At 44.4% G+C, this 26,796-nt stretch carries 21 protein-coding genes, 1 pseudogene and 1 other annotated feature; of the genes and pseudogenes, 5 read left to right on the top strand and 17 right to left on the bottom strand.

All coding sequences use genetic code 11. From position 1 onward, the window contains the following. Positions 1-4 precede the first annotated feature (4 nt). The 7 genes and pseudogenes from BN3261_RS18340 to BN3261_RS16265 form a co-directional block, all read right to left on the bottom strand. Positions 5-127, bottom strand: a pseudogene (locus BN3261_RS18340) (substrate-binding domain-containing protein); the annotation flags it as partial. Positions 128-264: 137 nt separating this feature from the next. Next, positions 265-1,590: an alpha-glucosidase/alpha-galactosidase gene (locus tag BN3261_RS16290; RefSeq protein ID WP_021650439.1), complete on the bottom strand. Its 1,326-nt coding sequence runs from the start codon at positions 1,588-1,590 to the stop codon at positions 265-267. A gap of 312 nt (positions 1,591-1,902) precedes the next feature. Further along, positions 1,903-2,823: an AraC family transcriptional regulator gene (locus tag BN3261_RS16285; protein ID WP_110925843.1), complete on the bottom strand. Its 921-nt coding sequence runs from the start codon at positions 2,821-2,823 to the stop codon at positions 1,903-1,905. A gap of 149 nt (positions 2,824-2,972) precedes the next feature. Further along, complete coding sequence (locus BN3261_RS16280) at positions 2,973-5,192, bottom strand: alpha-galactosidase (RefSeq protein WP_059086772.1); 2,220 nt, start codon at positions 5,190-5,192, stop codon at positions 2,973-2,975. A 180-nt stretch (positions 5,193-5,372) separates the two neighbouring features. Then, on the bottom strand, positions 5,373-6,212 hold the full coding sequence (locus BN3261_RS16275; protein WP_015526052.1) for a carbohydrate ABC transporter permease: 840 nt from the start codon (positions 6,210-6,212) through the stop codon (positions 5,373-5,375). A 15-nt stretch (positions 6,213-6,227) separates the two neighbouring features. Further along, a complete protein-coding gene (locus BN3261_RS16270; protein ID WP_015526053.1) occupies positions 6,228-7,130 on the bottom strand; it encodes a carbohydrate ABC transporter permease in 903 nt (300 codons plus the stop codon). Between the two features lie 99 nt (positions 7,131-7,229). After that, complete coding sequence (locus tag BN3261_RS16265) at positions 7,230-8,483, bottom strand: ABC transporter substrate-binding protein (RefSeq protein WP_059086771.1); 1,254 nt, start codon at positions 8,481-8,483, stop codon at positions 7,230-7,232. 593 nt (positions 8,484-9,076) lie between these two features. On the opposite strand from BN3261_RS16265, the gene BN3261_RS16260 reads away from it, so the two are divergent. Continuing rightward, on the top strand, positions 9,077-9,721 hold the full coding sequence (locus tag BN3261_RS16260) for a YesL family protein (protein ID WP_059086770.1): 645 nt from the start codon (positions 9,077-9,079) through the stop codon (positions 9,719-9,721). A gap of 1,028 nt (positions 9,722-10,749) precedes the next feature. Beyond that, the gene (locus BN3261_RS17530) at positions 10,750-11,568 is read left to right on the top strand and encodes an AraC family transcriptional regulator (RefSeq protein ID WP_110925841.1); all 819 of its coding nucleotides are present in this window, start codon (positions 10,750-10,752) and stop codon (positions 11,566-11,568) included. 143 nt (positions 11,569-11,711) lie between these two features. Here the strand turns inward: BN3261_RS17530 and BN3261_RS16245 are convergent, their stop codons facing one another. From BN3261_RS16245 to BN3261_RS16225, 5 genes are all read right to left on the bottom strand, one after another. Next, positions 11,712-13,313 carry an ABC1 kinase family protein gene (locus tag BN3261_RS16245; protein ID WP_059086767.1) on the bottom strand — a complete coding sequence of 534 codons (1,602 nt, stop codon included), beginning with the start codon at positions 13,311-13,313 and terminating at the stop codon, positions 11,712-11,714. 69 nt (positions 13,314-13,382) lie between these two features. Further along, the gene (locus BN3261_RS16240) at positions 13,383-13,808 is read right to left on the bottom strand and encodes a hypothetical protein (RefSeq protein ID WP_180211336.1); all 426 of its coding nucleotides are present in this window, start codon (positions 13,806-13,808) and stop codon (positions 13,383-13,385) included. A gap of 95 nt (positions 13,809-13,903) precedes the next feature. Continuing rightward, positions 13,904-14,281, bottom strand: coding sequence for a diacylglycerol kinase family protein (locus tag BN3261_RS16235; RefSeq protein WP_059086765.1), 378 nt, complete (start codon positions 14,279-14,281; stop codon positions 13,904-13,906). A 265-nt stretch (positions 14,282-14,546) separates the two neighbouring features. After that, positions 14,547-16,862, bottom strand: a complete 2,316-nt coding sequence (locus BN3261_RS16230) for an ABC transporter permease (protein WP_059086764.1) — start codon at positions 16,860-16,862, stop codon at positions 14,547-14,549. 9 nt (positions 16,863-16,871) lie between these two features. Beyond that, on the bottom strand, positions 16,872-17,570 hold the full coding sequence (locus BN3261_RS16225; protein WP_015526062.1) for an ABC transporter ATP-binding protein: 699 nt from the start codon (positions 17,568-17,570) through the stop codon (positions 16,872-16,874). Positions 17,571-17,802: 232 nt separating this feature from the next. On the opposite strand from BN3261_RS16225, the gene BN3261_RS16220 reads away from it, so the two are divergent. From BN3261_RS16220 to ilvN, 3 genes are all read left to right on the top strand, one after another. Beyond that, the gene (locus BN3261_RS16220) at positions 17,803-19,089 is read left to right on the top strand and encodes an HlyC/CorC family transporter (protein ID WP_021652503.1); all 1,287 of its coding nucleotides are present in this window, start codon (positions 17,803-17,805) and stop codon (positions 19,087-19,089) included. Between the two features lie 183 nt (positions 19,090-19,272). After that, positions 19,273-19,514, top strand: a binding site (T-box leader). Positions 19,515-19,614: 100 nt separating this feature from the next. After that, on the top strand, positions 19,615-21,333 hold the full coding sequence (gene ilvB, locus BN3261_RS16215) for a biosynthetic-type acetolactate synthase large subunit (RefSeq protein WP_015526064.1): 1,719 nt from the start codon (positions 19,615-19,617) through the stop codon (positions 21,331-21,333). Between the two features lie 12 nt (positions 21,334-21,345). Further along, complete coding sequence (gene ilvN, locus BN3261_RS16210) at positions 21,346-21,855, top strand: acetolactate synthase small subunit (RefSeq protein WP_015526065.1); 510 nt, start codon at positions 21,346-21,348, stop codon at positions 21,853-21,855. 97 nt (positions 21,856-21,952) lie between these two features. Here the strand turns inward: ilvN and BN3261_RS16205 are convergent, their stop codons facing one another. The 5 genes from BN3261_RS16205 to BN3261_RS16185 form a co-directional block, all read right to left on the bottom strand. Beyond that, positions 21,953-22,369, bottom strand: coding sequence for a carbohydrate kinase family protein (locus tag BN3261_RS16205; protein ID WP_235812424.1), 417 nt, complete (start codon positions 22,367-22,369; stop codon positions 21,953-21,955). Positions 22,370-22,453: 84 nt separating this feature from the next. Further along, positions 22,454-23,818: an MFS transporter gene (locus tag BN3261_RS16200; protein WP_059086762.1), complete on the bottom strand. Its 1,365-nt coding sequence runs from the start codon at positions 23,816-23,818 to the stop codon at positions 22,454-22,456. Between the two features lie 18 nt (positions 23,819-23,836). Continuing rightward, complete coding sequence (locus BN3261_RS16195) at positions 23,837-24,229, bottom strand: VOC family protein (RefSeq protein WP_021652508.1); 393 nt, start codon at positions 24,227-24,229, stop codon at positions 23,837-23,839. Between the two features lie 9 nt (positions 24,230-24,238). After that, the gene (locus BN3261_RS16190; RefSeq protein ID WP_059086986.1) at positions 24,239-25,267 is read right to left on the bottom strand and encodes a zinc-dependent alcohol dehydrogenase; all 1,029 of its coding nucleotides are present in this window, start codon (positions 25,265-25,267) and stop codon (positions 24,239-24,241) included. 426 nt (positions 25,268-25,693) lie between these two features. Continuing rightward, entirely contained in the window at positions 25,694-26,689 is a 996-nt protein-coding gene (locus tag BN3261_RS16185) for an ROK family protein (protein ID WP_173734689.1), read from the bottom strand. Between the last annotated feature and the right edge of the window lie 107 nt (positions 26,690-26,796).

The raw sequence follows: 26,796 nt of genomic DNA, 5'->3' as shown, positions 1-26,796 counted from the left end.
GATAGGTGATAGTGGTAATGCCCTGTCCCTGTCTTGCATATAGTGAATTATCATAGCCGGTTACCGCAACATCTTCCGGGATCTTTTTGCCCTGACGTTCCAGTTCTTCCATGACCTGGACAGCGATCTGTTGTTTTTATTATTTATCAAAAGTTCCATATAAAGAAAGGCCGGAACACCCTCCCCATTCTGGTGTTCCGGCCTTTATATGCCGCCTTGCATATTTATTTCAAAGTTTTTGCTGCCTTCCGATCATTTCCTGCCTTAGCGGTACATCTTCATATAATCCCCATGTGCCTCGATCAGCTCATCACACATTGCCTGGATGTCTTTGATGTTCAGCTCTGCACCTGTGTGCGGGTCCATCATGGCTGCCTGATAGATTTTCTGGCGGTCTTTGGTCACTGCTGCCTCAATAGCAAGGAGCTGCGGGCTGACATTGGATAAATTCATAGCTGCCAGCTGTGTAGGAAGCTTGCCCACTTTTACCGGATGTACACCGGTTCCGTCGATATAGCATGGAACCTCTACGCAGGCATCTGACGGAAGGTTATCGATGTAACCGTTGTTAAGAACATTTCCACCGATCTTGTACGGTGTGTTTGTAACAACAGCCTCCATGATGTAGGAAGCATACTCTTTACTTCTCTCATGACCAATCTTACCATCCTTGAGGATATCCTCGCGCTCTTTTTCCCAGCCCTCGATCTGTTTGATACATCTTCTCGGATATTCGTCAAGCGGAATATTGAACTCCTCGATCATCTCCGGATATTTGGATTTAATGAAGAACGGATTATACTCTGCATTGTGCTCACTGGACTCTGTACAATAGTATCCAAGATGACGGATATACTCATAACGCACCATGTCCTCATGCTTCTCACCGGAGGTATTCTTCTCCTCGGCAATTCTGCGGATCTCCGGATACAGATCATTTCCGTCTTTGTCGTGGATCTCAAGGAGCCATGCCATGTGGTTGATACCTGCGATCAGCTCTGTACGTCCCTCAATCTTGTCTTCCATTCCCATTCCCTCAAGAAGCTTCTGGGAGCAGACCTGAACGCTGTGACAGAGGCCTACGGTACGGATCTTTGTAAAACGCTGCATATAGCCGGTAAGCATTGCCATAGGGTTGGAGTAGTTCAGGAACAGAGTGTTCGGGCAGACTTCTTCCATATCCCGGGCAAACTCTTCCAGGACCGGAATGGTACGAAGTGCACGCATGATTCCGCCGATTCCCAAGGTATCTGCGATAGTCTGTTTAATGCCGTATTTCTTCGGGATCTCAAAGTCTGTAACTGTGCATGGCTCATAGCCGCCTACCTGAATGGCGTTGACTACGAAATCTGCATCTCGAAGTGCATCTTTACGGTTCTCGGCACCGAGATAAGTTTTGATCACTGCGCGGTCCTCGTTTACGTTGTGGTTGATGGCACTTAAGATAATTCTGGAATCCTCCAGTCTCTTCTCGTCAATATCATAAAGTGCGATCTCGCTCTCGCGAAGTGCCGGTGTGCACATACAATCGCCAAGTACATTTCTTGCGAAAACCGTGCTTCCTGCTCCCATGAATGTAATTTTGATCATGTTCGTTTCCTCCTGTTTCCTTTGTTGGGTCTCTTATCCGGAATTCTTGTATTTTTCTTTGAAATTCCTGATTTTCTGCTATTTTTGCGGTGCAGTCCCGCTTCGTTTTCTTTGTGATCTTATCATACTACCGGAAACTTGTTTAAAATATGTACTTTGATGTTAATAATTGTTGTTTTGTTGCATGAGATACCTGGAAGTAATTTTCTATAACATTTCTTATGACATAAAAAACGCTCTGCCCGATACCAGAATTTTATATATTCCGGCCAGACAGAGAGTTCTTTTTTCTTCGTGAAATATATCACAGGATCAGGGCTCAGATTCTGTATAATCCCCTTTCTTCCCTTTCACCACAAGGCTTCTTTTTTCTTCTTTATATTCTCTTGGACTCCTTCCTGTTCTTGCTTTAAAAACTTTAGAAAAAGCTAAAGGGTCTCCATATCCCACTCTTGCAGCCACCTCGTTGACCTGGATATCTCCTTTTTTCAGAAGTGATTTGGCTTTCTCAATGCGGAGATTCATCAGGTATTCCTGCGGGGAACATCCGAGGCTTTTCTTAAAGGTGCTGGTAAGATAGCTGCGGTTGACTCCGATGCGGTCTGCCAGCTCATTGATCTTAAGCCGCTTGTCAAAGTTGGCTGCAATGTAATCTACTGCATGCTCCACATAAACGGAATTGGGATATCTGTGGGACGGAAGAAGCTTGCCTTCTCTCAGACATGCATCCCGGTTATCTACGATCAGATCAGACAAAAGGAGCATCAGAAGTCCATTCCGTTTCAGCTCATTTTCAAAAACAAGCTTGTTGGTCTGGACCATTGCATCAATATACTTCGCGGCATTTTCCATGCAGTGGATCCTTCGGACCGGATTTTCCCGGCTGAAACCACTTACATGGATCACTTCCTCTGCAGTCATTCCCTCAAATCCTACCCAGCGGTACGTCCAGGGATTGTCCATATCTGCCTCATACCAGGCCTCCACACTGGATGGGATCAGAAATGCCTCCCCGCCGGTCAGATGATACTGCTGTCCATCCATCTCAAAAACCCCGGTTCCGGATTCCACGATATGAAGCACATGGGAAATCCTTTTATTTGGTCCAAAGCGATGTCCCGGATCGCAGTTTTCCCACCCACAATAGGTAAGGCAGAGATCCACCGCACCTTTCTTTAAATTCTCCAGACATTTATATCTGTCTGAGTTTGTAAAACCAACTGTATGAAGCAACTTGTCACCTCCCTGATGTCATATATTATGTTTCCGCCTGTGAGCTGCTTCGCTACCCAATAACAGGCCGCCATATCCGGCGGCCTGTTATATTTCTGGTCAGGCGGATGTCTTTCTGCAGACAGTTTTTATTCTATCATTTACAGAAATCAACCCTCTGCTTCAATTGTATACAATACAGAATGGAAATCACCGTTTGTCTTATTGCAGTAGTCACGATCAACCGGGATTCCTGCATACATCAGCTCATTTCCGTAAGCTTTCAGGCACTTATCTTCCCATTTTACTTTGTAAAGCTGGTCCTCGTCAAGACCCTTGAAGCGCAGACGCATCCAGGAAGCATTGACCTTGTTCAGTCTTTCATAGTATCCAGCAACTGCCTGTTTTTTGTCTCTGGAAACAACCATCCATGCAGTATCATTTCCTTCGAACGGGCTTAAGATACGGTAGAAATCACCCTCCACCTGGATCAGGTCACGATGTTCCTTCATGAATTCCACCTGTGCCTTTACCTCTTCGATCTCTTTGGCACTTAAAAGGTTCAGATCCAGCTCATAGCCAAAGGTTCCGAAATATGCCACATTTGCTCTTGTAGAAAGCGGTGTGGTACGGTGCAACTGATGATTCGGTACTGCTGATACATGAGATCCCATGCTGACGATCGGATAAACAAAGGAGGTACCGTACTGAATCTTTTCTCTCTCTGCTGCATCGGTATCATCACTGGTCCATGTCTGCGGTGCAAAATACATCATTCCAGGATCAAATCTTGCTCCGCCGCTTGCGCAGGATTCAAAGAGGATGTCAGGGAATCTCTCTGTCAGTCTTGTATACAGTTCATAAACACCAAGGATATATTTATGCATGGTCTTGCCCTGATCTGCTGCAGATGCGCCGCGGCTGAAAGGCTCGGACATGTAACGGTTCATATCCCATTTAATGTAGGAAATGGAAGATTCCTCGATAACTTTTGAGATGGAATCATAAATGAAATCCACAACCTCAGGTCTGGAAAAATCAAGAACATGCTGATGTCTTGAGTGGGACTCAAAACGCTCCGGTGCTCCGATGAGCCAGTCCGGATGTGCTCTGTAGCAGTCGCTGTTCTTGTTTACCATCTCAAGCTCTACCCAGAGACCGAATTTCAGGCCCATCTCCTCGATCTTACGGGAAAGTCCGGAAATTCCGTTTGGAAGCTTATTCTTATTTACGAACCAGTCGCCAAGGCCCTGGTAATCATCGTTTCTGGTTCCGAACCATCCGTCATCCAGAACGAAAAGCTCTACCCCAACCTCTTTGGCTTTTTTTGCAATATTGAGGATTTTTTCCTCATCAAAATCAAAATAGGTTGCCTCCCAGTTATTAAGAAGGATCGGACGTGCATGATTTCTCCATTTTCCGCGCATCAGGCGGTCACGGTACAGTCTGTGGTAAGCCTGGCTCATTCCGTTTAAGCCCTTATCGCTGTATACCATAACAACCTCCGGAGTCTGGAATTCCTCATCTCTGGAAAGCTCCCAGGAAAAGCCCTGAGGATTGATTCCCATCATAACTCGTGTCATCTCGTAGGTGGAAACCTCGACCTGTGCAAGGAAGTTTCCGCTGTACACAAAGCTGAAGCCGAAAACCTCGCCTGTATCTTCTGTTGTATGAGGACGCTTCAGCGCGATAAACGGATTCTGCTCAGAGCTGGAGCCGGTTCCTGCAAGACTCTGTACAGCCTGTATACCCATCTCAAGTTTACGTGTTTTTACATAGCGCTCACGTGCCCACGCACCGGAAAGATGGATCATCTCATAATCCATATCCGGGAACTCCACTGCTGCACTCATCACGTTCTCAAGACGGATCTTCTGATCCCCTTTCTGAACAAGGCGTGCACTTCTTGTGATCACCGGATAATCTTCATATACAGAATAGGTAAGAACAAGATCTGTGTCCATCACAGGATCATGAAGTGTGATGTCCAGAGATGTTGCTTCCTCATCGCTCTCTGTATAAGTTGCAGGAAGACCTGCAAGTTTCTTTTTGCCGCCATAGATCTCGTGGGAAACATATTTGAAATCTACGATCTCACTTCCGTTCTCCTGACGAACAGTAAGGGCAGGACTTCTGTAATCGCCTGTTCCGTAAACAGGATACTCCTGTTTGGTATACTGCATGGAAAGAAGTCCCGGTTCCGGAACACATACAGCCATCAGGGAACGCATGATCTCCTCGTGAAGATAACTGAAATCCTCTTTATCGCGGATAGCTTTTCCATAGTACAGATTCTCCATCTGGCCATTTTCCATGATACAGGTGATGTAGCTTAAATGTTTGTTATAAATGTGGAATGTCTTTGATCCCTCGTGAAATTTGATCGGCATAATTTTCTCCTTTTTTCGTTTACTGCGGATAAAAATATCCGCCTCTTTCCTTAAGAATCATCAAATAACTGTGCATTTTGGCATTTGCTTCGATAAAAATACCGCTGACAATCTCAATAACCAAATCCTCAGTTATATACATTGTCAGCGGTCTTGTATTACCTTATGTAATATTTCTGATTACAGTTTTCCACCGCTGGTAGCAATACCTTCGATAAACTGTTTCTGGAAGATCATGTAGAGCACGATCATCGGAATGCAGGCGATCAGAGATGCAGCCATCAATTCCGGGAATTTGGATACGTACTGGCCCTGCATCTTTGCAAGTGCGGAAGAAAGTACCAGCATATCCTTATCTGTATTAACGATCATCGGCCACATCAGATCTTTGAATGCGAATACAGCTGTGAAAATTCCAAGTGCAACCATACTGGATCTTGTAAGTGGTGCCATGATGTAAAGGAAGGTCTGACCGATGTTACATCCATCAAGTCTGGCAGCCTCCTCCAGATCCTTCGGCAGTCCCATGTATCCCTGTCTCAGAAGGAAGGTACCGAACGCAGTGACAATACCCGGGAATACAAGGGCAAAGATCGTATTCAGCATACCCATCTTGCTGACCATCAGGTACTGCGGGATGATGAAGATCTGTACCGGAACCATCATCTGGAACAGTACAAGACTGAAGCAGAGATCACGGCCCTTGAAGTTCAGTCGTCCAAATGCATAGCCTGCCATAGTTGCTGTAAGAACCGCACACACTACTCGGAAGAAGATCAGAAGCAGTGTATTCTTGTACAGAAGCAGGAAGTTCATGTTATTGATAACAGAAATAAATGCGTCTTTTCTCCATATTTTCGGGAAAATGGTGAAAGGATCTACAGATGTTGCTTCCGTTACAGTTTTAAAAGCTGTCAGGATCATCCAGATAAATGGCACAAGCATCGTTATGGACACAATGATCAGTATGACATGTATTAAAATAGTGGTTAATTTCTTTTTTGTTTCCATACTATCCATGGTTAATCCCCCTTTTTAGTTGTAGAATACCCATTTCTTCTGACCGATCATCTGGAATACTGTCAGGATCATGGTGATAATAAGAAGTACTACTACGATCGTAGCGCCGTATCCCATGTTCTTATTGATAAATGCATATTTATAGAACAGATAAACCAGTGACTGAGTCTTGGTAAGTGCCGGGTTTGACTTGTCAATAACCATATAGATCAGGTCGAATACCTGCAGGGATCCAATTACACGGGTAACAAGTACAAAGAAAATAGTTGGCGACAGAAGCGGAATCGTAATGCTGAAGAATGCATTCACACCTGTAGCTCCGTCAATCTCTGCCGCTTCATAATAATCTCTCGGAATTTCCTGAAGTCCTGCCAGAAAAAGAACCATATTGTAACCGATGATAGACCATACACCGATGATCGCAACGGAAAATACTGCAATTTTCGGATCAGAAACCCAGTTTACATGAACATGGAAAACGTTATTGATAAGACCATAATCAGAGTTGAACAGCCATCTCCATACCATGGCTACCGCTGCCGGAGCTGCTACCATCGGAAGGAAGATGATGGTTCTGTAAACAGAACGGCCCTTCATCTTTCTGTTAAGAAGTACTGCAAGAACAAGTGCGATGACAATGGAAAAAGGAACCTCCACGATCGCATATTTGAATGTGTTGATCAGTGCCTGCCAGATCTCTTTATCTGCAAAAACCTTCTGATAGTTCTGTAAACCGATAAAGATATTTCCTTTACCAAAATCTCCTGTTTTGAAAAAGCTCTGGTAAATAGTCTGGAAGATCGGAATGATGTTCAATACGATCAGTCCGATGGTTGTTGGGAGAATAAACAGCCAGCCCCAGAGGAACTCACTGCGCTCTCTCTTTGTCCGTGCCTGTGACTTGGTAGTTTTAGCCATAAGAATCACTCCTTCTATTCCTTCTATGTATGAGGCCGCTGCACCTGAGTGCGGCGGCCCCTCTCATTACTGCACTTAATTATCGGTGTTTCTTAATGCTTACTCCTCAGCCAGCTTCTCGTTCATCTGATCAGCCATCTGCTTGCAAGCCTCTTCCATTGTGATGTCGCCTGTGTAAACACCTTTAAGAATCTCGTTATCCTCGTTCTCCCATGTTACAGTAGATTTGGAGTATGGACGGATCTCCATGTCATCCATCATGTTCAGATAAGCCTGAAGGTTAAAGTCTGCGGATTTAGCCCATGCATCAGATGTATCTTTGTATGCACTCATTGTAACACCAAGCTCAGCCTGTTTCTCCTGAGCCTCTTTGGATCCGAGGTACTCGATCAGCTGCCAAGCTTCGTCTGTGTGCTCACCGGAAGCAGATGCTGCCCATCCAAGTCCGTTATATAAGGAAGCTCTTCTGCCTGTCTCAGCGTTTTTAGGAAGCTCTACACAATCACAGTTCGCTGCTGTGTACTCGTTCTCTTTAAATGCTGCAAGCATCCAGGAGCCCTGGCATGTCATAGCGATCTTGCCAGCCTCGAAAAGTACGTCCTCGTTGTTCTCGGACATTGTCTCAAGAGACGGGATCACGCCATCCTTGATCCATCCTTCCAGTGTCTGCATAGCTGCGATCGTCTTCTCATCATCCCAGCCGGATTTTGTCTTGTCATCGCTGATGATGTATCCGCCGTTATCATAGATCAGGTTGTAGTATCCGGCCTGGTTGTTATCATTTCTCATTCCGAGACCGTACTGGGAACCATCATCCTTAGTAAGCTTCTTAGCTGCCTCTGTAACATCATCCCATGTCCAGTCAGCTGTCGGATAATCAAGTCCTGCCTCGTCAAATAATGTCTTGTTGTACCAGAGAGCGATTGTATCTATATCCTTCGGTACTGCATAATATTTATCATCGTATGTATACAGTCCCCAGATATCCTCCGGATAGTTCTCCGGATCGATCAGATCGCTGTCTTTGATCTTATCGGTCAGATCAAGAAGCATATCGTTGGACATGTATCTCTGACTCTCGTTGGAGTGCATCCAGAATACGTCCGGAAGGGAACCACCCTGTGCACCGGCCTCGAGCATTGTCCAGTACTCATCCCATTTAACAACGGAGATCTCTGTCTTGATTCCTGTCTTCTCTGTGAAGTCTGCGAGAATTTCTTTGATTCCCGGCTCCTGGTTGGTGTCCCAGATGGATACGGAAAGTGTAACATCGTCACCTTTTGCATATACCGGAACTGCTGTCATTACCATGGCACCTGCTAACAATAATGCTGCTACTCTTTTGAAATTCATAACTTCTTCCTCCTTTTAAATCTTTCTTATTTTCCCTCTTTCTTTTGGTCAGTTTTTATATTTTTTCACGTCCCTGACCGTTGATATTATTATAATTGCACATGGAAAAATGATAAATGGATTATTGTCATTTCAATATGGAAAAATGTTACTTTTTATTCATTTTATCCATTTTTTATTCATGCTTTGTTAATTATTCGTCATTTTTACATGTTTTCTTTCATTTCTTACATATATTTTCATATTTTTCACTATTTATGAGCATATTTTGGCACCCATTTATTTCCTTGTAGCAAAACCAACATTTTTACATGTCTGTTTTTGTATGTTTTTACTAACTCAGCACATGTATAAATGTCATTTTCCAAAAAACACAATTTTCCTTTCCTAACATAATTCCATGCGTGCCATCATTTTCACATGTGCACGCAAAATTCCATGTTTTTTTATATAGTCCCATAAACCGTGCTGATACTTATCTGCGTCCCCTCTCTTTACACACAATCAAAAACTATGCTAAGATTAGCTGTATCGGACTTTTCCCATATGGTCTGTTTTCATTTCTACATTTCTATATAAGGAGGTATTTCGTTATGAATCTTTTAAATGAAGATAATGTCGTCCATGTATTTCTCAACAAGCTGGGTGACATCGTGATCGCCAATCTTCTTTTTATTCTCTGCTGCATCCCCGTGATCACCATTGGGCCGTCACTAACTGCCCTTTATCACTGCATGATGCGTACAGTAAAAGGGAATAACAACGGCACAACGAAAACATTTTTCAGAGCTTTTAAGGAAAACTTCAAACAGTCACTGATCATATGGCTGCTGATCCTTGCTGCCGGAACCATGATCATCCTGAATATCCGCTTTCTGCTCCATGCAGAAGGAAGCGCTGCACATATGCTGTTTTATCTTTCTGTGGGGGTTCTGACTTTGCTGATAATTTTTACTTTATACATATTCCCGGTAATCGCAACCTTTGCCAATACACTGGGGGCACTTTGCAGAAATGCATTTCTGCTGGCATTTATGCATTTCCCCACAACGATCGCCATTGCGGTGATCACGATCTTTCCATTGTATATGACATATCTCGATGCAAAGCTACAGCCACTTTACGCATGCTGCTGGTTTTTCTTTGGATTTGGACTTGTAGCTTTTATAAATTCGATGCTGTTGTATCGATTTTTTAAGAAGCTGCTTCCTCCGGAGGAGGATATTTCGCTTTTGTGATGAAAAGCTTGGGAAAATTGTTATTTATTTAGATATAGTATTTTTAGATATAGTATTTTCGCTTTTCAAAGCGGAGGAAATCTGCGAGGGGGAAAGCACTCAGAGTTGCGAAGCCCGTTTTTCCCCCTCGCGCTCCCCCTTTCCGGGCACGCTATATTGTCGTACACTGTGGGAATGTGTTAGTGTATTGGCACGGCGATGTATTCTACGGTATTGATGATGCTGCGCTATGCCGATGTATTGTCAATGTATTGATATCTCAACCCTGCACCGATACATTCCTCTGTATCTATATCTCAACCTTGCACCAATACATTTCACTGTATCAATATCTCAACCTTGCACCAATACATTTCACTGTATCAATACATTTCACTGTATCTATATCTCAACCCTGCTCTGATGCATTCCTCTGTATCTATATCTCGCCACAACAACTCACCTCCAAGTCGACAGCGAAGCGCCTCGACCCATTCTTCCCCGGCAGGCCACAGGGAAACTCAGACTTTCGTCCCAGTCATCCAGCGCAGCGCTGATGACCCATCCAACTCCCGGGAAACCACCTCACTTCCCACTCTGAACCAAATCCCCACTCCGTCTACTCATTTTCCTATCTGCTCCCTCCTTACCTGTAATCCCTCCCACCATCGCCACTCTATCCCTTCCGCCCTGAAAAGCCAGCCCGTGAGGCGTGTGCTGTCTGTCACCGGACTCTGCAGGAGGGGAGCTGCTTCTTAGGCGGCGGAAATCTGCGTTGCTTCAAAAATTCTCGCTGTCTGAGCGACTTCAGACGCGAGTTCGAGAATTTTTGAAGCGGTTTTAGCAGAATTCCGGCGCCTTAGAAGCCAGCCCCCGACGAAGCCCCGGTGACAGACAGCACACGCCTCACGGGCGTCCCCTTTCCCCCTTTTCCATTGCCCTCCCCACCCCAATATTGTATAATCATCTCATACAACATCCACCCCATTTTGTAACCCAAAATTACATTTAGTTTTTGCTGCATAACAAAAAACAGGAGGCCCAACCAAATGAAAAAAGAACCCAACCCACAGCACACCCTCTCCGTCTACTTCTGCGGCCAGGAAGACTGCGGCCCGAACCACTCCTTCGGCCCGGCCATGCGCCCACACTACCTTCTCCACGTGATCTTCCACGGCAAAGGCATCTACCAGTGCAGCGGCCACACCTACCATCTGAAAGCAGGTGATGCTTTTCTCATCCGCCCCATGGACTCCATCTACTACCGCGCCGACACCTCCGACCCCTGGAGCTATGCCTGGGCAGGCTTTGACGGCTCCGCCTGCAAAGAAATCCTGAAACAAACCGTATTTTCCGACACCCCAATCTTCACCCCGGAAACACCCTCCCGGCAAAACAGCCTCCTCACCCACATGCAAAGCCTCCTTGACACCTTTTCCGAAAACAACGGAAACGACCTTGCCTCCACAGGAAACCTCCTCCTGATACTATCCGACATGCAAAAAAAGCCCTCCGAAAGCAGGACCGACATCTCAAACCTGTACTTTCAGAAAGCCTCCGAATACATCAGAAACAACTATGCCTACCCCATCCAGATCTCAGACGTGGCACACTACGTAGGAATCGACCGTTCCTATCTTTACCGAATCTTCATGGAACATGAAAACACCTCCCCAAAACAATATCTCCTGAAACACCGCCTCCAGATGGCAGCCCAGCTTCTCTGCTCCTCCTCCTGCACCATCACAGAAGCAGCTCTCTCCTGCGGCTTCCGGGACGCTCCCTCCTTCTGCAACTACTTCCGCCAGGGAACCGGCTACACCCCAAAGGAATTCCGCAAAGCCTACAGCGGAACCATCTACACCTGACCAGACACCCGCACTCCGTCCTTTACCAGCCGGTCGGAAGATGATGGCTCCTAATCGCAGTTATAACAGCAGACCGAAACAATTCCATAACAGCAAAAAAAGACGGAAACCATCCCGCAGACTCTGCAAATGATCTCCGTCTTTTATTTTTTTCCTGAAAAGAAATGCTTGATAAACACATACAAAACAATAATAAAAGCAAACACATAACCAAAGGCGCCCAACGCCGGAATCCCCCACAGCTTTGGTTTCATATCCGTAGTACAGATAATACTGGAACTGATCAGAAGTGCCATCACCCACAGCCCCATCACAATATTCCGCACCAGCCGCCGCAAAAGCCACGCCAGATCATCCGAGGCATGAAGATCCAGATTGATCTTCGTCTGCCCTTTCATACAGCCCTGAAGGAAATCCGCCGCCAGAGAAGGAATATCCACTGCACGTTTCAGCGACCAGGCAAGATTTTTTCCTTCTTTTTTGATCTCACGCTTCCAGTTCCCATTGCTGAACAGCTGCTCCTTGAGCCTTGCCGCAGCAATCTGTGTCATATTGATGTCCGGACATATCTCAGCCAGAACCCCCTCCACATGAGTCAGCCCCCTTGCAAGCATAGTCAGTCCGTGAGGCATCATGATCTTATTTTCTTTCATGACCTCCATCAGGTCCACCATCACTTCAGCCACATCAATGTTCCCCATATCCGCAGTACCGTATTTCTCCATAAGTCCGCGGATATCCTCATAAAGCTTGCTGGAATCCGGTTTGCCTTTAAACTCCCCAAGAGCCAGGACCGCATCCTGGATCTTGCCGATGTTGTTCATGGCAACCCCCTCAATAGCTTCTGCGATCAGCTGACGATCGTGCTCTGTAAGCCGTCCCATCATTCCCATATCGATCCAGACAATCTTTCCATCCTGGATCCGCACGTTTCCCGGATGTGGATCCGCATGGAAAAAGCCATCCTCCATCACCTGTTTGATGAAATTATCCACATATTTCGTTCCGACCTCATTAAGATCATAACCATTGGCCAGAAGCGCAGCCTTGTCATTGACGGCAAAACCGTCAATATATTCCATCACAAGAATATGCGGCGAAATATACTCACGGTAGAGGATCGGTACTTTCACAAAAGCCACATCTTTGTTCTTTTTTGCAAATTCTGCCATGTTTGCAGCTTCCGTCAGGAAATTCATCTCCTCCTGGGTCACAGTCCACAGTTCACTTAAAACCATGTTCAGATCCACCATGCCCTTAATACTCACCGGCGGCATCAGGCGCACTGCTTTATGCATCAGGCCGATATCCCTGGCCATGGTCTCATAGATTCCTTTTCGCTGAACCTTGATCACAACCTCTTCACCTGTTTTCAGCGTGGCCCGATGCACCTGGGCAATCGATGCTGCTCCCAGAGGTTTCTGCTCAATATGCTGAAATTCTGCCTGCCACGGACAGCCCATGGACTCTTCCAGTACCTCGATCACCTGGGAAAAAGGCATCGGCGGTACCTCTGAGCAGAGCTTCATCAGCTCGTCACAGTAGCGTTTCGGCAGAATATCGGAACGAAGAGACATGATCTGACCCAACTTAATATAAGTTGGGCCCAGATCTTCCAGTATGAGCCGGAGCTTCTCAGGAGAAACACCACGGGTAATGGCATGCTTTTTCAAAACGGCTGTGATCTCTCTCAGCCGTTCTCCATATCCGCCTTTCTCTTTTTTCTCCTTTTCTTCTCTGCCCATAAACTTCTCCATTTACTGCTTCGTCTGCGTTGTCGTTTAGTCAAGCGGATATTTGCGATCCGCAGTCGGTTACTCTGCTGCCTGTTCTTCGCTCCCGGTATCTTCTGCATTTTCTGTTTCCGCAGAAGCTTCCTGTACAGCTTCCTCTGCCGGTTCTTCTGCTGTCTCGGCTTTCTCCTCAGCAGCCTCGGCCTGCATGCGCTCGATCTGCGCCTTCACAGCAGCCAGCTGCTCCGGTGTCAGCCTGGAAATCGTTGCCTTCAGTTCTTCCTGATCATTCTTTCTGGCTGCAGATTCCTTTACAGAATCAGCAGCTGTCTTAACCGTTGATTTGATGTTATGCTTCAGCTCCTGATTAAGAACCTTACCCTGTTCAACCGTAAGCTCACCCTTTTTTACCAGTTCATCCAGGATTTCTTTGGATTTCTCTGCTGTCACTGCTGCTGTACCAATACCCACCAGTAAAATTTTCTTCAGTCCTTCACCTAATTCCATAATATTTTCTCCTTTCCTAAAACCGGCAGCTGCCGGACCATCACATCACAGTCCGACACCAGACCCTATCCTGAAACAAAAGTTTTCTGTTCCTGTCATATTCCCAGAAAAACAAGTCCCTTGGGAACAAAAATGATCAGTCCGACGATCGCTGCCATGATCGCTGCGATCAGTACTGCTCCGGCCGCTGTGTCCTTGGCGATCTTTGCCAGTGGGTGACGTTCCTCTGTGACCAGATCCACAACAGCTTCCACTGCCGTATTCACCAGCTCCAGCGCCATCACCATTCCGAACAGCCCCAGGCAGATGCACCACTCTGTCACGGAAATCCCAAGGATCAGTCCTACGATCACCACAAGCGCTGCCACCATACAGTGGATCTTCATATTTCTTTCCTTGCGGATGCAGGTAAAAATCCCCTGAAACGCATATCCGAAGCTTTTATACAGCGGATCCTTCTTTCTGCCTGCCATGTTCCTCACCTGATTTCCTGTTTGAATTATTCCCTCCAACGGGAAGTATGGGATTATTATAACAAGTTTGTAGTAATATTTCCAGTATTCCGGAAAATTTATGAATATTTAAGGAGTATATGTGGTTATTCACAGATAACTGTTCAAGCGGATAAAAACATCCGCATTCAGTTAAACCACACATACTCCTGATCCTGTTGCATATTCTGTAAAATTTCCGGATATCCTGAATTATTTTTCCAGATATATATACAGATGTCACATATTATTCCACATTTTTCAGCGCTTCATCCATGGGCACATGACGGATCCTCCGGAATTCCAGCACTGCTACCACTGCATAGGCTGTGATTCCGATCGCTGTCATTTTCACATAGATCATGGGATCCACCCACATGGTGATCCATCCCGAAATACTGGAAAGCATCATCTCGCGGAACAGCACTTCCATGATCTGCCGTTCAACCGGAAGGCTTAACAGCAGGCAGAACACCACCACAAATGATGTGGAAAGTATATACAAACGGCTGATCTCACCATTTGTATAACCCAGGATCTTGGTCATGGAAATCGACTGGGCATTTTTTTCGATGATGACCTTGGAAAGCAGATAGATCACCACCAGGAAAATGATCACGGAAAATCCATACATCATTCCCATCATATCTCCCATGGAGACATCCAGCTGCCTGGATATTTTTGTAAGAGCTTCCAGATCAATGACAGAGCCGATATATTTTGAAGGGATGTCCCGGATCTCTGTATCAGAGAAATATCCTCCAAAATAATCATCTCCAAGATCAAACGCCTCATTCAGTTTATCTCTTTCCATAAATACACAGAGGCTTGCCGCATAATCATAGATTCCATCTACTTTAAAGGAATACTCATCCTTCTCGTATTTTTCCTTCAGAGTTATGGTGTCGCCCTCCTTGATCCGGAATTTGTCCGCATAGGCACTGGAAATATAAACACCGTCTCCCGAAAGATCCGCCTGGATATACCGGCTGTCAGGCTCCACACCGTAAAAAGCGATCTCCTCACTTTTATATTTACCAGGCATGGTATTCAAAGAATACGCAGAAAATTTTTCCGCATCTTTATTGTCCGTTCTGATATCCGTATAATATTCCAGAAGAGAATTCATGGCATCCTCTTTATTCCCAGAATAGGCACTTGCCGGAACCGAAAGTATGTACTGGTATTTCGCCAGCATATTCTCCTGGATCTCCATCTGATAATGATCCAACGTAGACGGCAGGAGCATGCCGAAAAACAGCAGCAGATTTGCAAAAATGACTCCCACAAACAGCACCAGATAACTGCTGACATTCTGAAAGATCACCCGGAGGCGAAACCTGGAAAAAATTCCTATCTTCGGGCTTAAATACACTGCACGTTTCTGTTTTTTACCAGAAAAATCCCTTCGCAGGAGCTTCAGAGGCGAAAGCTGCAGGCGGTACCTGAGCACCGCATGATCGATCAGTATCATAATGATGACCGGAACTACGGTTGTAAGAAGAAAGGCATCTGCATTCCATACGGTCACATAAGTCGGCAGACTATAGCTCCCGTAATACATGTCTGCACATACACCCTTAAATACGGTATATCCAAGAATATTTCCGATCAGGGCACCAGCCAGCGTGACCAGAACCGGAAGCGTCATATAATGAAGGACCAGCTCCCGTCTGGTATAACCGGATGCACGTAACGTACCGATAACACCGGCTTCCTTTCGGATCGTATTGCTGATGGTAATTCCAAACACAAAAGCCATGATCACGATCACAATATAAAGAAGCGTGATGACCATTGCCCTGTCTCCGCCCATATCATCGCCGGTGAAAATGATCGCCTGGTTAAGATAACGTGGGACAAAGGTTTCCAGAGCTACCACTTTGCCAATGTCTTCCATGAGATTTTCGGAAACTTTCTTCTCCTCTTTTTCGTTCTTTGGCTGATGATCATATATCCATGCATAATTGTACCGGAGCTTTTCCTGATCCAGGTTTTCAAATTCCTCCGGAGCTACGATCGCCACACCAAACTTTACAGAATCAAACATGGAATCATTATTATTCTGAAACAGGGCACTGTAATCCGAAAGTGCCACCAGACCTGTGATCTTCCAGGATTTTTCACCTCTGATCAGGGTATCTCCTACCTTAAGACTGTTGTTATCCGCATACATACGGTCAATGGCGATCTCGCCCTGCCCTGACGGCATTTCTCCCTTCATCAGGCAGACCTTATTCACCTTCTCACGGTTTTTAAAAAAACGCATGGTGCTTCCGTTATCCAGATCTTCTTCTATATAGTAGTTCTCATAAAGCTTAACACCGGCAGCTTCAATACCCTTCCACTGAGAACTGTAAATCTTTTCCGCAGTACGAAAATTTCCGTTTTCGATGTTATATTTATCAAAGCTCTCATTATAAGCCTTCAGCATGCTTCCATCGGCTACCAGAAAGCCGGACACAAACCCGATGGTCAATACCATCAGCAGGAAAACCACCAGATATTTTCCAAATTCCCCCTTCAGTTCCCTGGGGATACGTTTACGTAAAGGATTCTTCATAATGCCCCCTTACCATTCCAGGTCAGCAGCCGGAATCTTCTGCTCATTCTGATAGTTTCTGCGGATCATCCCGTCACGAAGCTTTACCACACGGTCTGCCATATCCTTGATGGCATCGTTATGAGTAACCATGACTATAGTATTTCCGTATTTGTGATTGACTGTTTCGATCAGCTTCAGGATTTCCTTGGAGGTGTTGTAGTCCAGAGCGCCGGTAGGCTCATCACAAAGCAGGATATCCGGATTTTTTACAATGGCACGTCCAATAGCAGTTCTCTGCTGCTGACCTCCCGAAAGCTGGTTCGGAAGCTTCCGCTGATGTTCATAAAGTCCCAGTGTCTCCAGCAGTTCATCCACATCCAGCGGTCTGTCACTTAAATAAGCACCAACTTCAATATTCTCCCTCACAGTCAGATTGGGAATCAGATTATACATCTGAAAAATATATCCCAGATGTTTTCTGCGGTAGAGGGAAAGCTTCTTTTCATTCATATCCTCCAGCTGTTCTCCCTGAATGGTAATGCTTCCTGCATCTGCTCCGTCAATGCCGCCAATAATGTTTAGCAGCGTGGATTTCCCGGAACCGGACGGCCCCAGAAGCACACAAAATTCTCCCTTTTCAATCTCAAGATCGATTCCCTTCAGAACATCTACATGGCTCTCTCCTGCCCCGAAGGATTTTTTGATTCCTTTTATCTCCAGAAACATAAACCTCTCCTTCCATTCCTATACCGTTCTTCTTTATATATGAATATACATATATGTTAGTCTGAACTTACTCTTTTGTCAAGAAGCAGACTTATTTTCGTATTTTTTCCATATATCTATATGCGCTGTACCGGTCCGGCTCTTGCCAAAATCCAGTAAAACGTATATAATGTGGGAGTATCTGTATATTTTTAACCAAATAATCTTATTTTTAAAGGAGTGAATATTGAAAGTGGACCCTAGCGACACTTACCAGATAATCATATTACTTATTCTGCTGGCATTGTCAGCCTTTTTCTCATCTAACGAAACCGCGCTGATGTCGGTAAACAAGATCCGTCTCCGCTCTCTTGCAGACGAGGGAAACAAGCGTGCAGCCATGGCTCTCGATATCCTGGAGAACCAGACGCCCAAGCTTCTCAGTGCGATTCTCATCGGAAACAACATTGTGAACATTTCGGCTTCTTCCCTTGCAACCACACTTGCATACAGCTTTGGCGGCTATATGGTCAGCATCGTGACGGTGATCCTGACGGTTCTGATCCTGATCTTCGGTGAGATCACCCCCAAGAACTACGCAACCATTAACTCTGAAAAGATCACCCTCCGCTATATACCGGTCTTTAAATTTCTTATGACTATCATGACACCGGTGATCTTTATCATCAATCTCTTTTCAAGAGGTGTGATGCGCCTGATGCGTGTGGATCCGGATGCAGCCAGCAAGGCCATGACCGAGGAGGAGCTTCGTACTATCGTGGACGTCAGCCATGAGGACGGTGTCATTGAATCCGACGAAAAAGAAATGATCTACAATGTGTTTGATCTTGGAGATGCCACAGCCAAGGATATCATGGTTCCAAGAGTACATGTTACCTTTGCGGATGTGGAATCCACCTATGATGAGCTGATCGATATTTTCCGCGAGGATAAGTTCACACGTCTGCCGGTTTATAAGGACAGCCAGAACAACATTGTAGGAATCATCAACATGAAGGATCTTCTTCTTTACGACAAAAATGAGGAATTTGTTATCGATCATTTCCTCCGAAAGCCGCATTTCACTTACGAAACAAAAAGCATTTCCGATCTTCTTGTGGAAATGAAGGACTCCACCTTCAACATTGCCATTGTACTGGATGAATACGGTGATATGGCCGGACTGATTACACTGGAGGATATCCTGGAGGAGATCGTGGGTGAGATTCATGACGAATACGATGAGAAGGAGGACGAGCTTGTCCAGAAGATTTCCGACCGGGAATATATCATCGAAGGTTCCATGCATCTGGATGACGTAAATGATCATCTGGATACGGAACTGGATTCCGAGGATTATGATTCCCTGGGTGGATTTATCATCGAACATCTGGATCGTCTGCCTGTTGCCGGTGACGAAGTGATCACAGAGGACGGAATCCGTCTGATCGTAGAAAAGCTGGATAAAAACCGTATCGAGAAAGTGCATGTCTACCTTCCGGAAAAAGATCCTGAAACACTGGATAATACCGAATCCTGAGTAAGCATACTCCAGCTCCGTAACAAGAAACAGCTGATGTACCGAAAAAATATTTAATACGTAATATCATCCATATCGGAACTGTTATCGTAATCCCCGGCTCACCCGTTGAGCTATCAGGATTTTTGATTGACAGTTCCGATATTTTATATTATAATGATAGAAAATTTTTATCCATATTTACTAAATGCAATGACAGGGAGTAGTACACAGTCTCCGGATGCACAGAGAGAAGATGGCCGGTGAGAATCTTCGTGACTGAACTGTGGAAGTAGCCCTCGAGCAGTGGACTGAACCATGGATCTTCATGCAGTAGGCTTCATCGTCATTCCCACGTTACAGGGAGGCAGTATAATTTTGTACTGGCAGAGAGCAGAGTTTTACCTCTGAAAACAGGTGGTACCGCGGAATCATCCGTCCTGAGCATATTTTATCCGATATGCCGGGACTTTTTTATTGGAAAAATTTCTCGCGGCAGCCCTTATCTGCTTAACTTTTCACATCATCAAAGGAGGGAACCAATTCATGAAACAGATTTCCGGAAACAAATTGCTTGTAAAAGCCTTAAAAGAAGAAGGCGTTGATGTTCTGTTCGGCTATCCTGGTGCCTGCACCATCGATATCAGCGATGAATTATATAAACAGAGCGGCATTGACATCATCCTGCCACGTCACGAGCAGGCCCTTGTACACGAAGCAGATGCCTATGCCAGAACTACCGGAAAGGTTGGCGTATGTCTCGTTACCAGCGGTCCCGGAGCTACCAACCTTGTTACAGGTCTTGCAACTGCCAACTATGACAGCGTTCCGCTTGTATGCTTTACCGGACAGGTTGCCCGTCACCTCATCGGAAACGATGCGTTCCAGGAGGTTGATATTGTCGGGATCACCAGAAGCATCACAAAATACGGTGTTACCGTCCGCAACCGTGAGGATCTTGGACGTATCATCAAGGAAGCCTTCTATATCGCACGCACCGGACGCCCAGGCCCGGTTCTCATCGACCTTCCAAAGGATGTAATGGCCGAGCTGGGAAGTGCTGAGTATCCGAAGACCGTCAATATCCGTGGCTACAAGCCTAACACCAGCGTGCATATCGGACAGCTAAAGCGTGCCCTCAAAATGCTGCAGAAGGCCAAAAAACCTCTGTTTCTTGCTGGCGGCGGTGTGATCATTTCCCGCGCGCAGGAGATTTTTACCCAGGTTGTTGAGAAAACTCAGATCCCGGTTGTCACAACCGTCATGGGACGTGGCGCCATTTCCACAAAGAACCCTCTGTTTATCGGAAATCTCGGTATGCACGGCGCTTATGCCGCAAATATGGCAGTGAATGAATGCGATCTTCTGTTTTCCATTGGAACCCGTTTTAACGACCGTATCACAGGCAAGCTCCATGAATTTGCCCCACATGCACAGATCGTCCACATCGATATTGACACCGCTTCCATTTCCAGAAATATCCATGTAGACATCCCCATCGTTGCCGATGCAAAAGAGGCAATAACAAAAATGAATGAATATGTACAGGACTGTAATACCGGCAAATGGCTGAAGCAGATCCAGGAATGGAAGGAAGAGCATCCTCTTACCATGAAAGACCGTGGTATTATGGGACCGCTGGATATCATCGGCGAGATCAACCGCCAGTTTGACAAGGCCATTCTTGTTACCGATGTAGGTCAGCATCAGATGCTGGTGAGCCAGTATGCAGACATCACCGAGAACCGTCAGCTGATCATGTCCGGCGGACTTGGAACCATGGGTTACGGCCTTCCAGGTGCTATCGGTGCCAAGATCGGTAATCCAGACACACCGGTCATCTCCGTTTCCGGTGACGGCGGCATGCAGATGAACATTCAGGAGCTGGCTACCGCAGTTCTGGAGGAGCTTCCGATCATCTGCTGTATCTTTAATAATGAATATCTCGGAATGGTCCGCCAGTGGCAGAAGCTTTTCTACGGAAAACGTTACGCCATGACAAATCTGAAGGCCGGTGCACTCTCCCGCCGCACAGACGGTCAGGAATATCCGGAATACACACCGGATTTCATCCGTCTCGCAGAGAGCTATGGGGCAAAGGGTATCCGCGTAACTGAGAAGGATCAGATTGCGGCTGCTTTCGAAGAGGCTAAAAAGAATACAAAAACTCCTACGATCATCGAATTTATCATTGATCCGGAGGAAATGGTTTACCCGATGGTCAAGCCGGGCGGCACCCTGGCTGATCTGATCATGGATTGTTAGGAGGAATGAATGATGGATAAAGGAATGAAAAAAAGATGGATCTCTCTCTACGTTGAAAACCAGGTCGGTGTTCTTTCCAAGATTTCCGGTCTTTTCTCCGGAAAGTCCTATAACCTGGACAGTCTTACAGTTGGAACCACGGAAGACCCAACAGTTTCCAGAATGACCATCGCCACAGTCAGCGATGATGAAACCTTTGAGCAGATCAAAAAACAGCTGAACCGTATGATCGAGGTGATCAAGGTTATTGATTTTACAGACGTGTTCGTTCGAATGAAGGAGATCCTTTACATCAAGGTAAAGGGCTGCTCCCCGGAAGATAAAGTAGAACTTTTCCAGATTGCTGAGACTTTCAAGGCACGTGTCATCGACTATGGAAAAGACAGCCTCCTTCTGGAATTCGTCCAGACCGCAACCAAAAATGACGCGGTCATCAAGCTTATCAAAGAAGAGTTCAAACATATCGAAGTTGTCCGCGGCGGAAGTGTCGGAATTGAGTCTATCAGCATGATGGAGAGATAAAAGCGGAATAATACTCCGACAGAAAAACACGGGGCTGATGCTTTAACGATTAATAAATCGTGATTTTTACAGCCCCGAGTTTGTTCATATACATTCATTATTTCTGCATAAATTCAATCACTGCCTCTTTCGTCGGAATCGCAGGGATTCCGCCTCTCTTTTGCACACACAATCCAGCAACTGCATTTCCCAAAACAGCACACTTTTTGATTTCTTCCCATTCCATTTTTTCAACATTCTTATTCATAGAAAGGATACTGCATAATACGCCTCCCCAGAATGAATCACCTGCCCCAGTCGTGTCGACCGCATGTGTCTGAAATGCTTTGATGATTTCTTTTCTGCTTTTTGTTGCCATAAGAACGCTCTGTTCTCCCAATGTAATAGCAACCAGCTTTGGTCCCATGGCAAGGAGTTGATCTGCAGCCTGCTCATAACTTTTCGCCTCTGTCAACAGAGTACTCTCTTCATCTGATACCTTTATGACATCTACCAATTCTATGACAGATCTCATTTTTTTCACTGCATACTCTTTGCTCTTCCAAAGAGATGAGCGATAATTTGGATCATAGGAAGCAACTCTCCCAATGCCACGATATCAACTTTTTCTTCCATTTTTTAGTTCCTCTACAATCTCGTTATAACGTTTTTTATTTAACCGGTAGAAAAATAATACAACCGCAGTCACAATCCACAGTACACCCGGAATCGTCGTAAATGCATGTTTCATAATTGAAAGTACAATTGCATTTTGTGTCTGATTTGCAATATAACCATATTTTCCAAGTAATCCTGCTAAAAGTGCTGTTCCAACTGCCATTCCGATTTTATTTCCAAGTGAAATAAATGCATACTGAAAACCGTCATTTCTAAGTCCGGTTTTCCACTCCCCATATTCCACACAGTCTGGAATAATTGCATAGATTGCGGTATTAAATCCAGAGAAGAAAAACTGTGTGAGACCAGATAATGCATAAAAAATAGCTGGTGATTCTTTGGCATTGAAGAAAAACATAGACAACATGGAAATTCCTGTAAATAAAGCAAAGAGAGATGCTGTTCTTCCTTTGTTATTCAACTTGCGGAATAATGGTTGAAAACAGGCTGCCCCGATGATAGAAGGAATAATAATGCACATCGAATAAGTTGTGTAGTAGGAGGCATTCCCTTCCACATATGTAAAATAATACAGAATATCTGCGTTTCTACCATACAATGTAAATCCAAATAATATCTGTCCTGCCAATGCAAGAAGATATGGTCTGTTCTGCATAACTGCTTTCAACTGTATCTTTACAGAAATTTTTTCTTTTTCCGGAGTAATCACTGCCTCTTTCGTCTTCGCAAAGCAGAAGAAATGACAGGCTGTAAAAATACATCCATATATGACCGCCACCGTCAGATATCCTGTCTTTGCACTGTGACTGCCGAATTTGCTGAGCAGTGGAACTGTGATAATATTTAACACACCAATTGCAATCATCGCTGCAACCGAACGGGATGTATTTATTTTTGCACGTTCATCAATATCCTGTGTCATAGCACCACACAAGGTTCCATATGGAATATTCACACAGGTATACCCCAAAACCAGCAGACAATATGTAATTACCATATAAATGATCTTTCCATTCTGCGGCCAGTCGGGTCTTGCCCAGAATGTCATAACAAGAAGAATCGCTGTAATTGGTGCCGCTACTAACAGCCATGGACGGTACCGTCCCCATCTCGATTTTGTTTTATCCGTAAGTCCCCCGACGATTGGATCATTGATCGCATCCCAAAATCTTGAAAAAAGCATAAGTGCTGACACAGCCGCCATACTGATTCCGAACACGTCTGTATAAAATATCATCAGAAAATTACTGACGAACATCCAGCTAAAATTACATCCGACATCACCAAACCCATATGCAATCTTACTGATCAGCGGTACTTTTCCATTTTTGTTTTCGCTTCCCATATGTCCCTCCTATTTTTATCAGAGTTTCTGACAGAACTCTATTCTTTCCTCATTTGGTCCCTTGATCATAAAAAACTTCACACCATTTTCCCAAAATGGCAGTTCTTCGATTCCGTCTGTAATAATTGTGTATTTTTCATTGCAGATTTTCTGATACATACTTTCAATGTCTTCCACATCAAGTGCAACATGTTGGTATGCACCGTCTGACATTGCCGCCTGCCCATTTTCAAAAGTCTCTATACAGTAATTTTTTATCTGTAAAAATGCCACTTTTTCCCCTGCTTTTTCATTATAAGACTGCATAATTACTTCAAATCCAAGACTCTTATAAAACTCAACTGTTTTCTGCAAATCGTTTGTCGGAAGCCCGATATGAGCAACTCCGACAATTCCATATTTATTTTCCATACGAACTCCTTACTTTTCACTGACGTTGATAATTACTTTCATCGTTGTCTCGCGGTTATCATCAATATACTGGTACGCCTTCAGATAATCTTTAAAAGCAAATGTCTTTGAGATGAGCGGTTTCAAATGAACTTTGCCCTCATTTACCAGTCTGATTCCATCTATGTAATCATCATGGCGGTACATCATCGTGCTCTTAATGTCAAGTTCGTGGTCATTTGCCACTGCAAGATCTACTTCTGCCATTCCTGCAAAAACAGCCACCAGTACGATCGTGCTTCCTTTTCTTGCATATTTAATTGCCTGTCCCATTGTAATATTGTTTCCGGCACAGTCGTAGATCACATCCGCCTTATCCGGTCCAAATGCTTCGATCATTGCCTCACCGAAGTCTTTATTTTTGGTATTCACACACACATCAATTCCACATTCTTTTGCCTTTGCCAGTCTAAGATCACTGATATCTGTGATCATCACTTTCGCTGCCCCCATTCCTTTTGCTGCCTGTGCCACGAGATTTCCGATCGGTCCTGCGCCAAGGACTACAATATTCATGCCAGCCACATCGCCCATCTGTTTTACACCATGAACTGCCACCGCAAGAGGTTCGATCATAGCTCCTTCTTCATAGGACATATCTTCTGGAATAGGTGTTACTTTAGATGCATCCACTGCAAAATACTCAGATGCTGTTCCTGTCGTCTGAAATCCCATTACTTTTAATTCCTCACAGAGATTATACTTTCCATGACGACATGGATAGCAATGTCCACAATATACCTGAGGCTCTATCGTCACCTTCTGTCCCACATGAAACTCTGTGACATTTTTTCCAAGTTCTGTAATCTCACCAGAAACCTCATGTCCCTGTGTTACCGGATATTTTGTAAACGGATGTTTTCCATGATAAACATGAATATCTGATCCACAAACACCAATATTCATAATCTTTACCAACACCTGATTTTCCTTTACCTCCGGAACCGGAACCTCTCTGAAAATAATTTCTCCTGGATTTGTCATTACCTGCTGTAACATAACTGTTTTCTCCTTTTTTATCATAATTGTTTCTTCCTTATTTATATTGTTTTATTTTATCTTTTATAAATTATTTTATTAAAGTAATTACATTATTGCCCTGTAAACACAATTTGTCAATATGTTTTTTCATATTTTTATATATTTCATAATTTCAAAATACATTTTTTGTATATTTTTTACAATTAACACGCAAAAAAACGGAAAGAAAACCATAGTTACTGTTTTCTTTCCGTTTTTTACTATAATATCTTTTTCTAATTTTACACAACTTCTCGTTTTTCACACATATAAAGCGGACATCTGCATTCACTTTGCAACCTGTCAGTGGGAGCTTTTAACTCCAACAGAGTGAACATCCCCTTACCCAACGCTTGATGCCCTGCGCACCAGATGCGGTGGACTGCTTATCTGCGTTCAAAAAATTTACAATTCTGCCATATGTTTTGTAAAAAAGTATTTCGCGGCTCCAACAGCCGACGCTTCTTTCTTATACGAACAATTTTTTAAGTATGAAACATCATGCTCAAAGCCATTATATGCCATCACTTTTTCTCCCAGTGGTATCATATAATCTGACAATACACCTCCCACATCACCTCCTAGTATGATATCCATATCATATGCCATCCGCAGATTTGATATCAAAACAGCAAGATGATCCAGATACTCATTCCATGTCTGCAAAATTTTTTCATCACCACTTTCAATTTTTTCCATAAATGCATCCAGTGACTGCCTGTTATCTTGTGTCAGTACACTTGCAGCACAATATGCATCTGCACATCCTGCTTTACCACAATAACACTTTCTTCCACCGGGAACGAGTATCATGTGACCAAACTCACCTGCTTTCTGGTTCTGCCCTCGAAACAGCTTTCCATCTATGCAGAATGCGCCTCCTAAGGTGTGGTTCAAAGACAGATATATCGCATTTGGATACTTTTGCTTTTTTTCTGCAAGCATTGCAGCATTAGCATCGTTTTCAAAATATACTGGAATTTCCAAAGCCTGCTCTAAAAAGCGCAGACTATAATTCTCTATACCTAAAGCATGGGATTTTAAAACGATCCGTTCTTTCTGATCAATAATTCCCGGAATCGCCACTCCAATCCCAAGTAGCGTATCCTTCGCTAATTCGCCTTCAAGAAAAGTTTTGACCTTTTGTGCCACTTCTGTACAATAGGATAATTCTGCCGTAAATTTTAAACGGATGCGATCTTTTTTTATAATCTCATCTCCAAGATTTACTAATACCATTTCTATATGATTCGCTGTAATCAAAATTCCCATTGCATGACAGTATGACTTATTAATCCCTATACTTTTTGCCTTTCTTCCACCGGTCGAAGCATATTCCCCAGTTTCTTCCAACACCATTTTTTCTAACAAGTCATTCACATTTGCTAACACAGTCGGCATACTCAAATTTAAATCTTTTGCGATTCCCGCCTTGGATGTAACATGATTGTTCAGCACATAATTAATTATTCTTTTTCTTGTTATATTTTTTTTATCTTTATTTTCCG

The organism is Blautia massiliensis (ex Durand et al. 2017), assembly GCF_001487165.1.
Classification (GTDB): domain Bacteria; phylum Bacillota; class Clostridia; order Lachnospirales; family Lachnospiraceae; genus Blautia_A; species Blautia_A fusiformis.
This window is presented reverse-complemented; position numbering and strand designations above follow the sequence as displayed.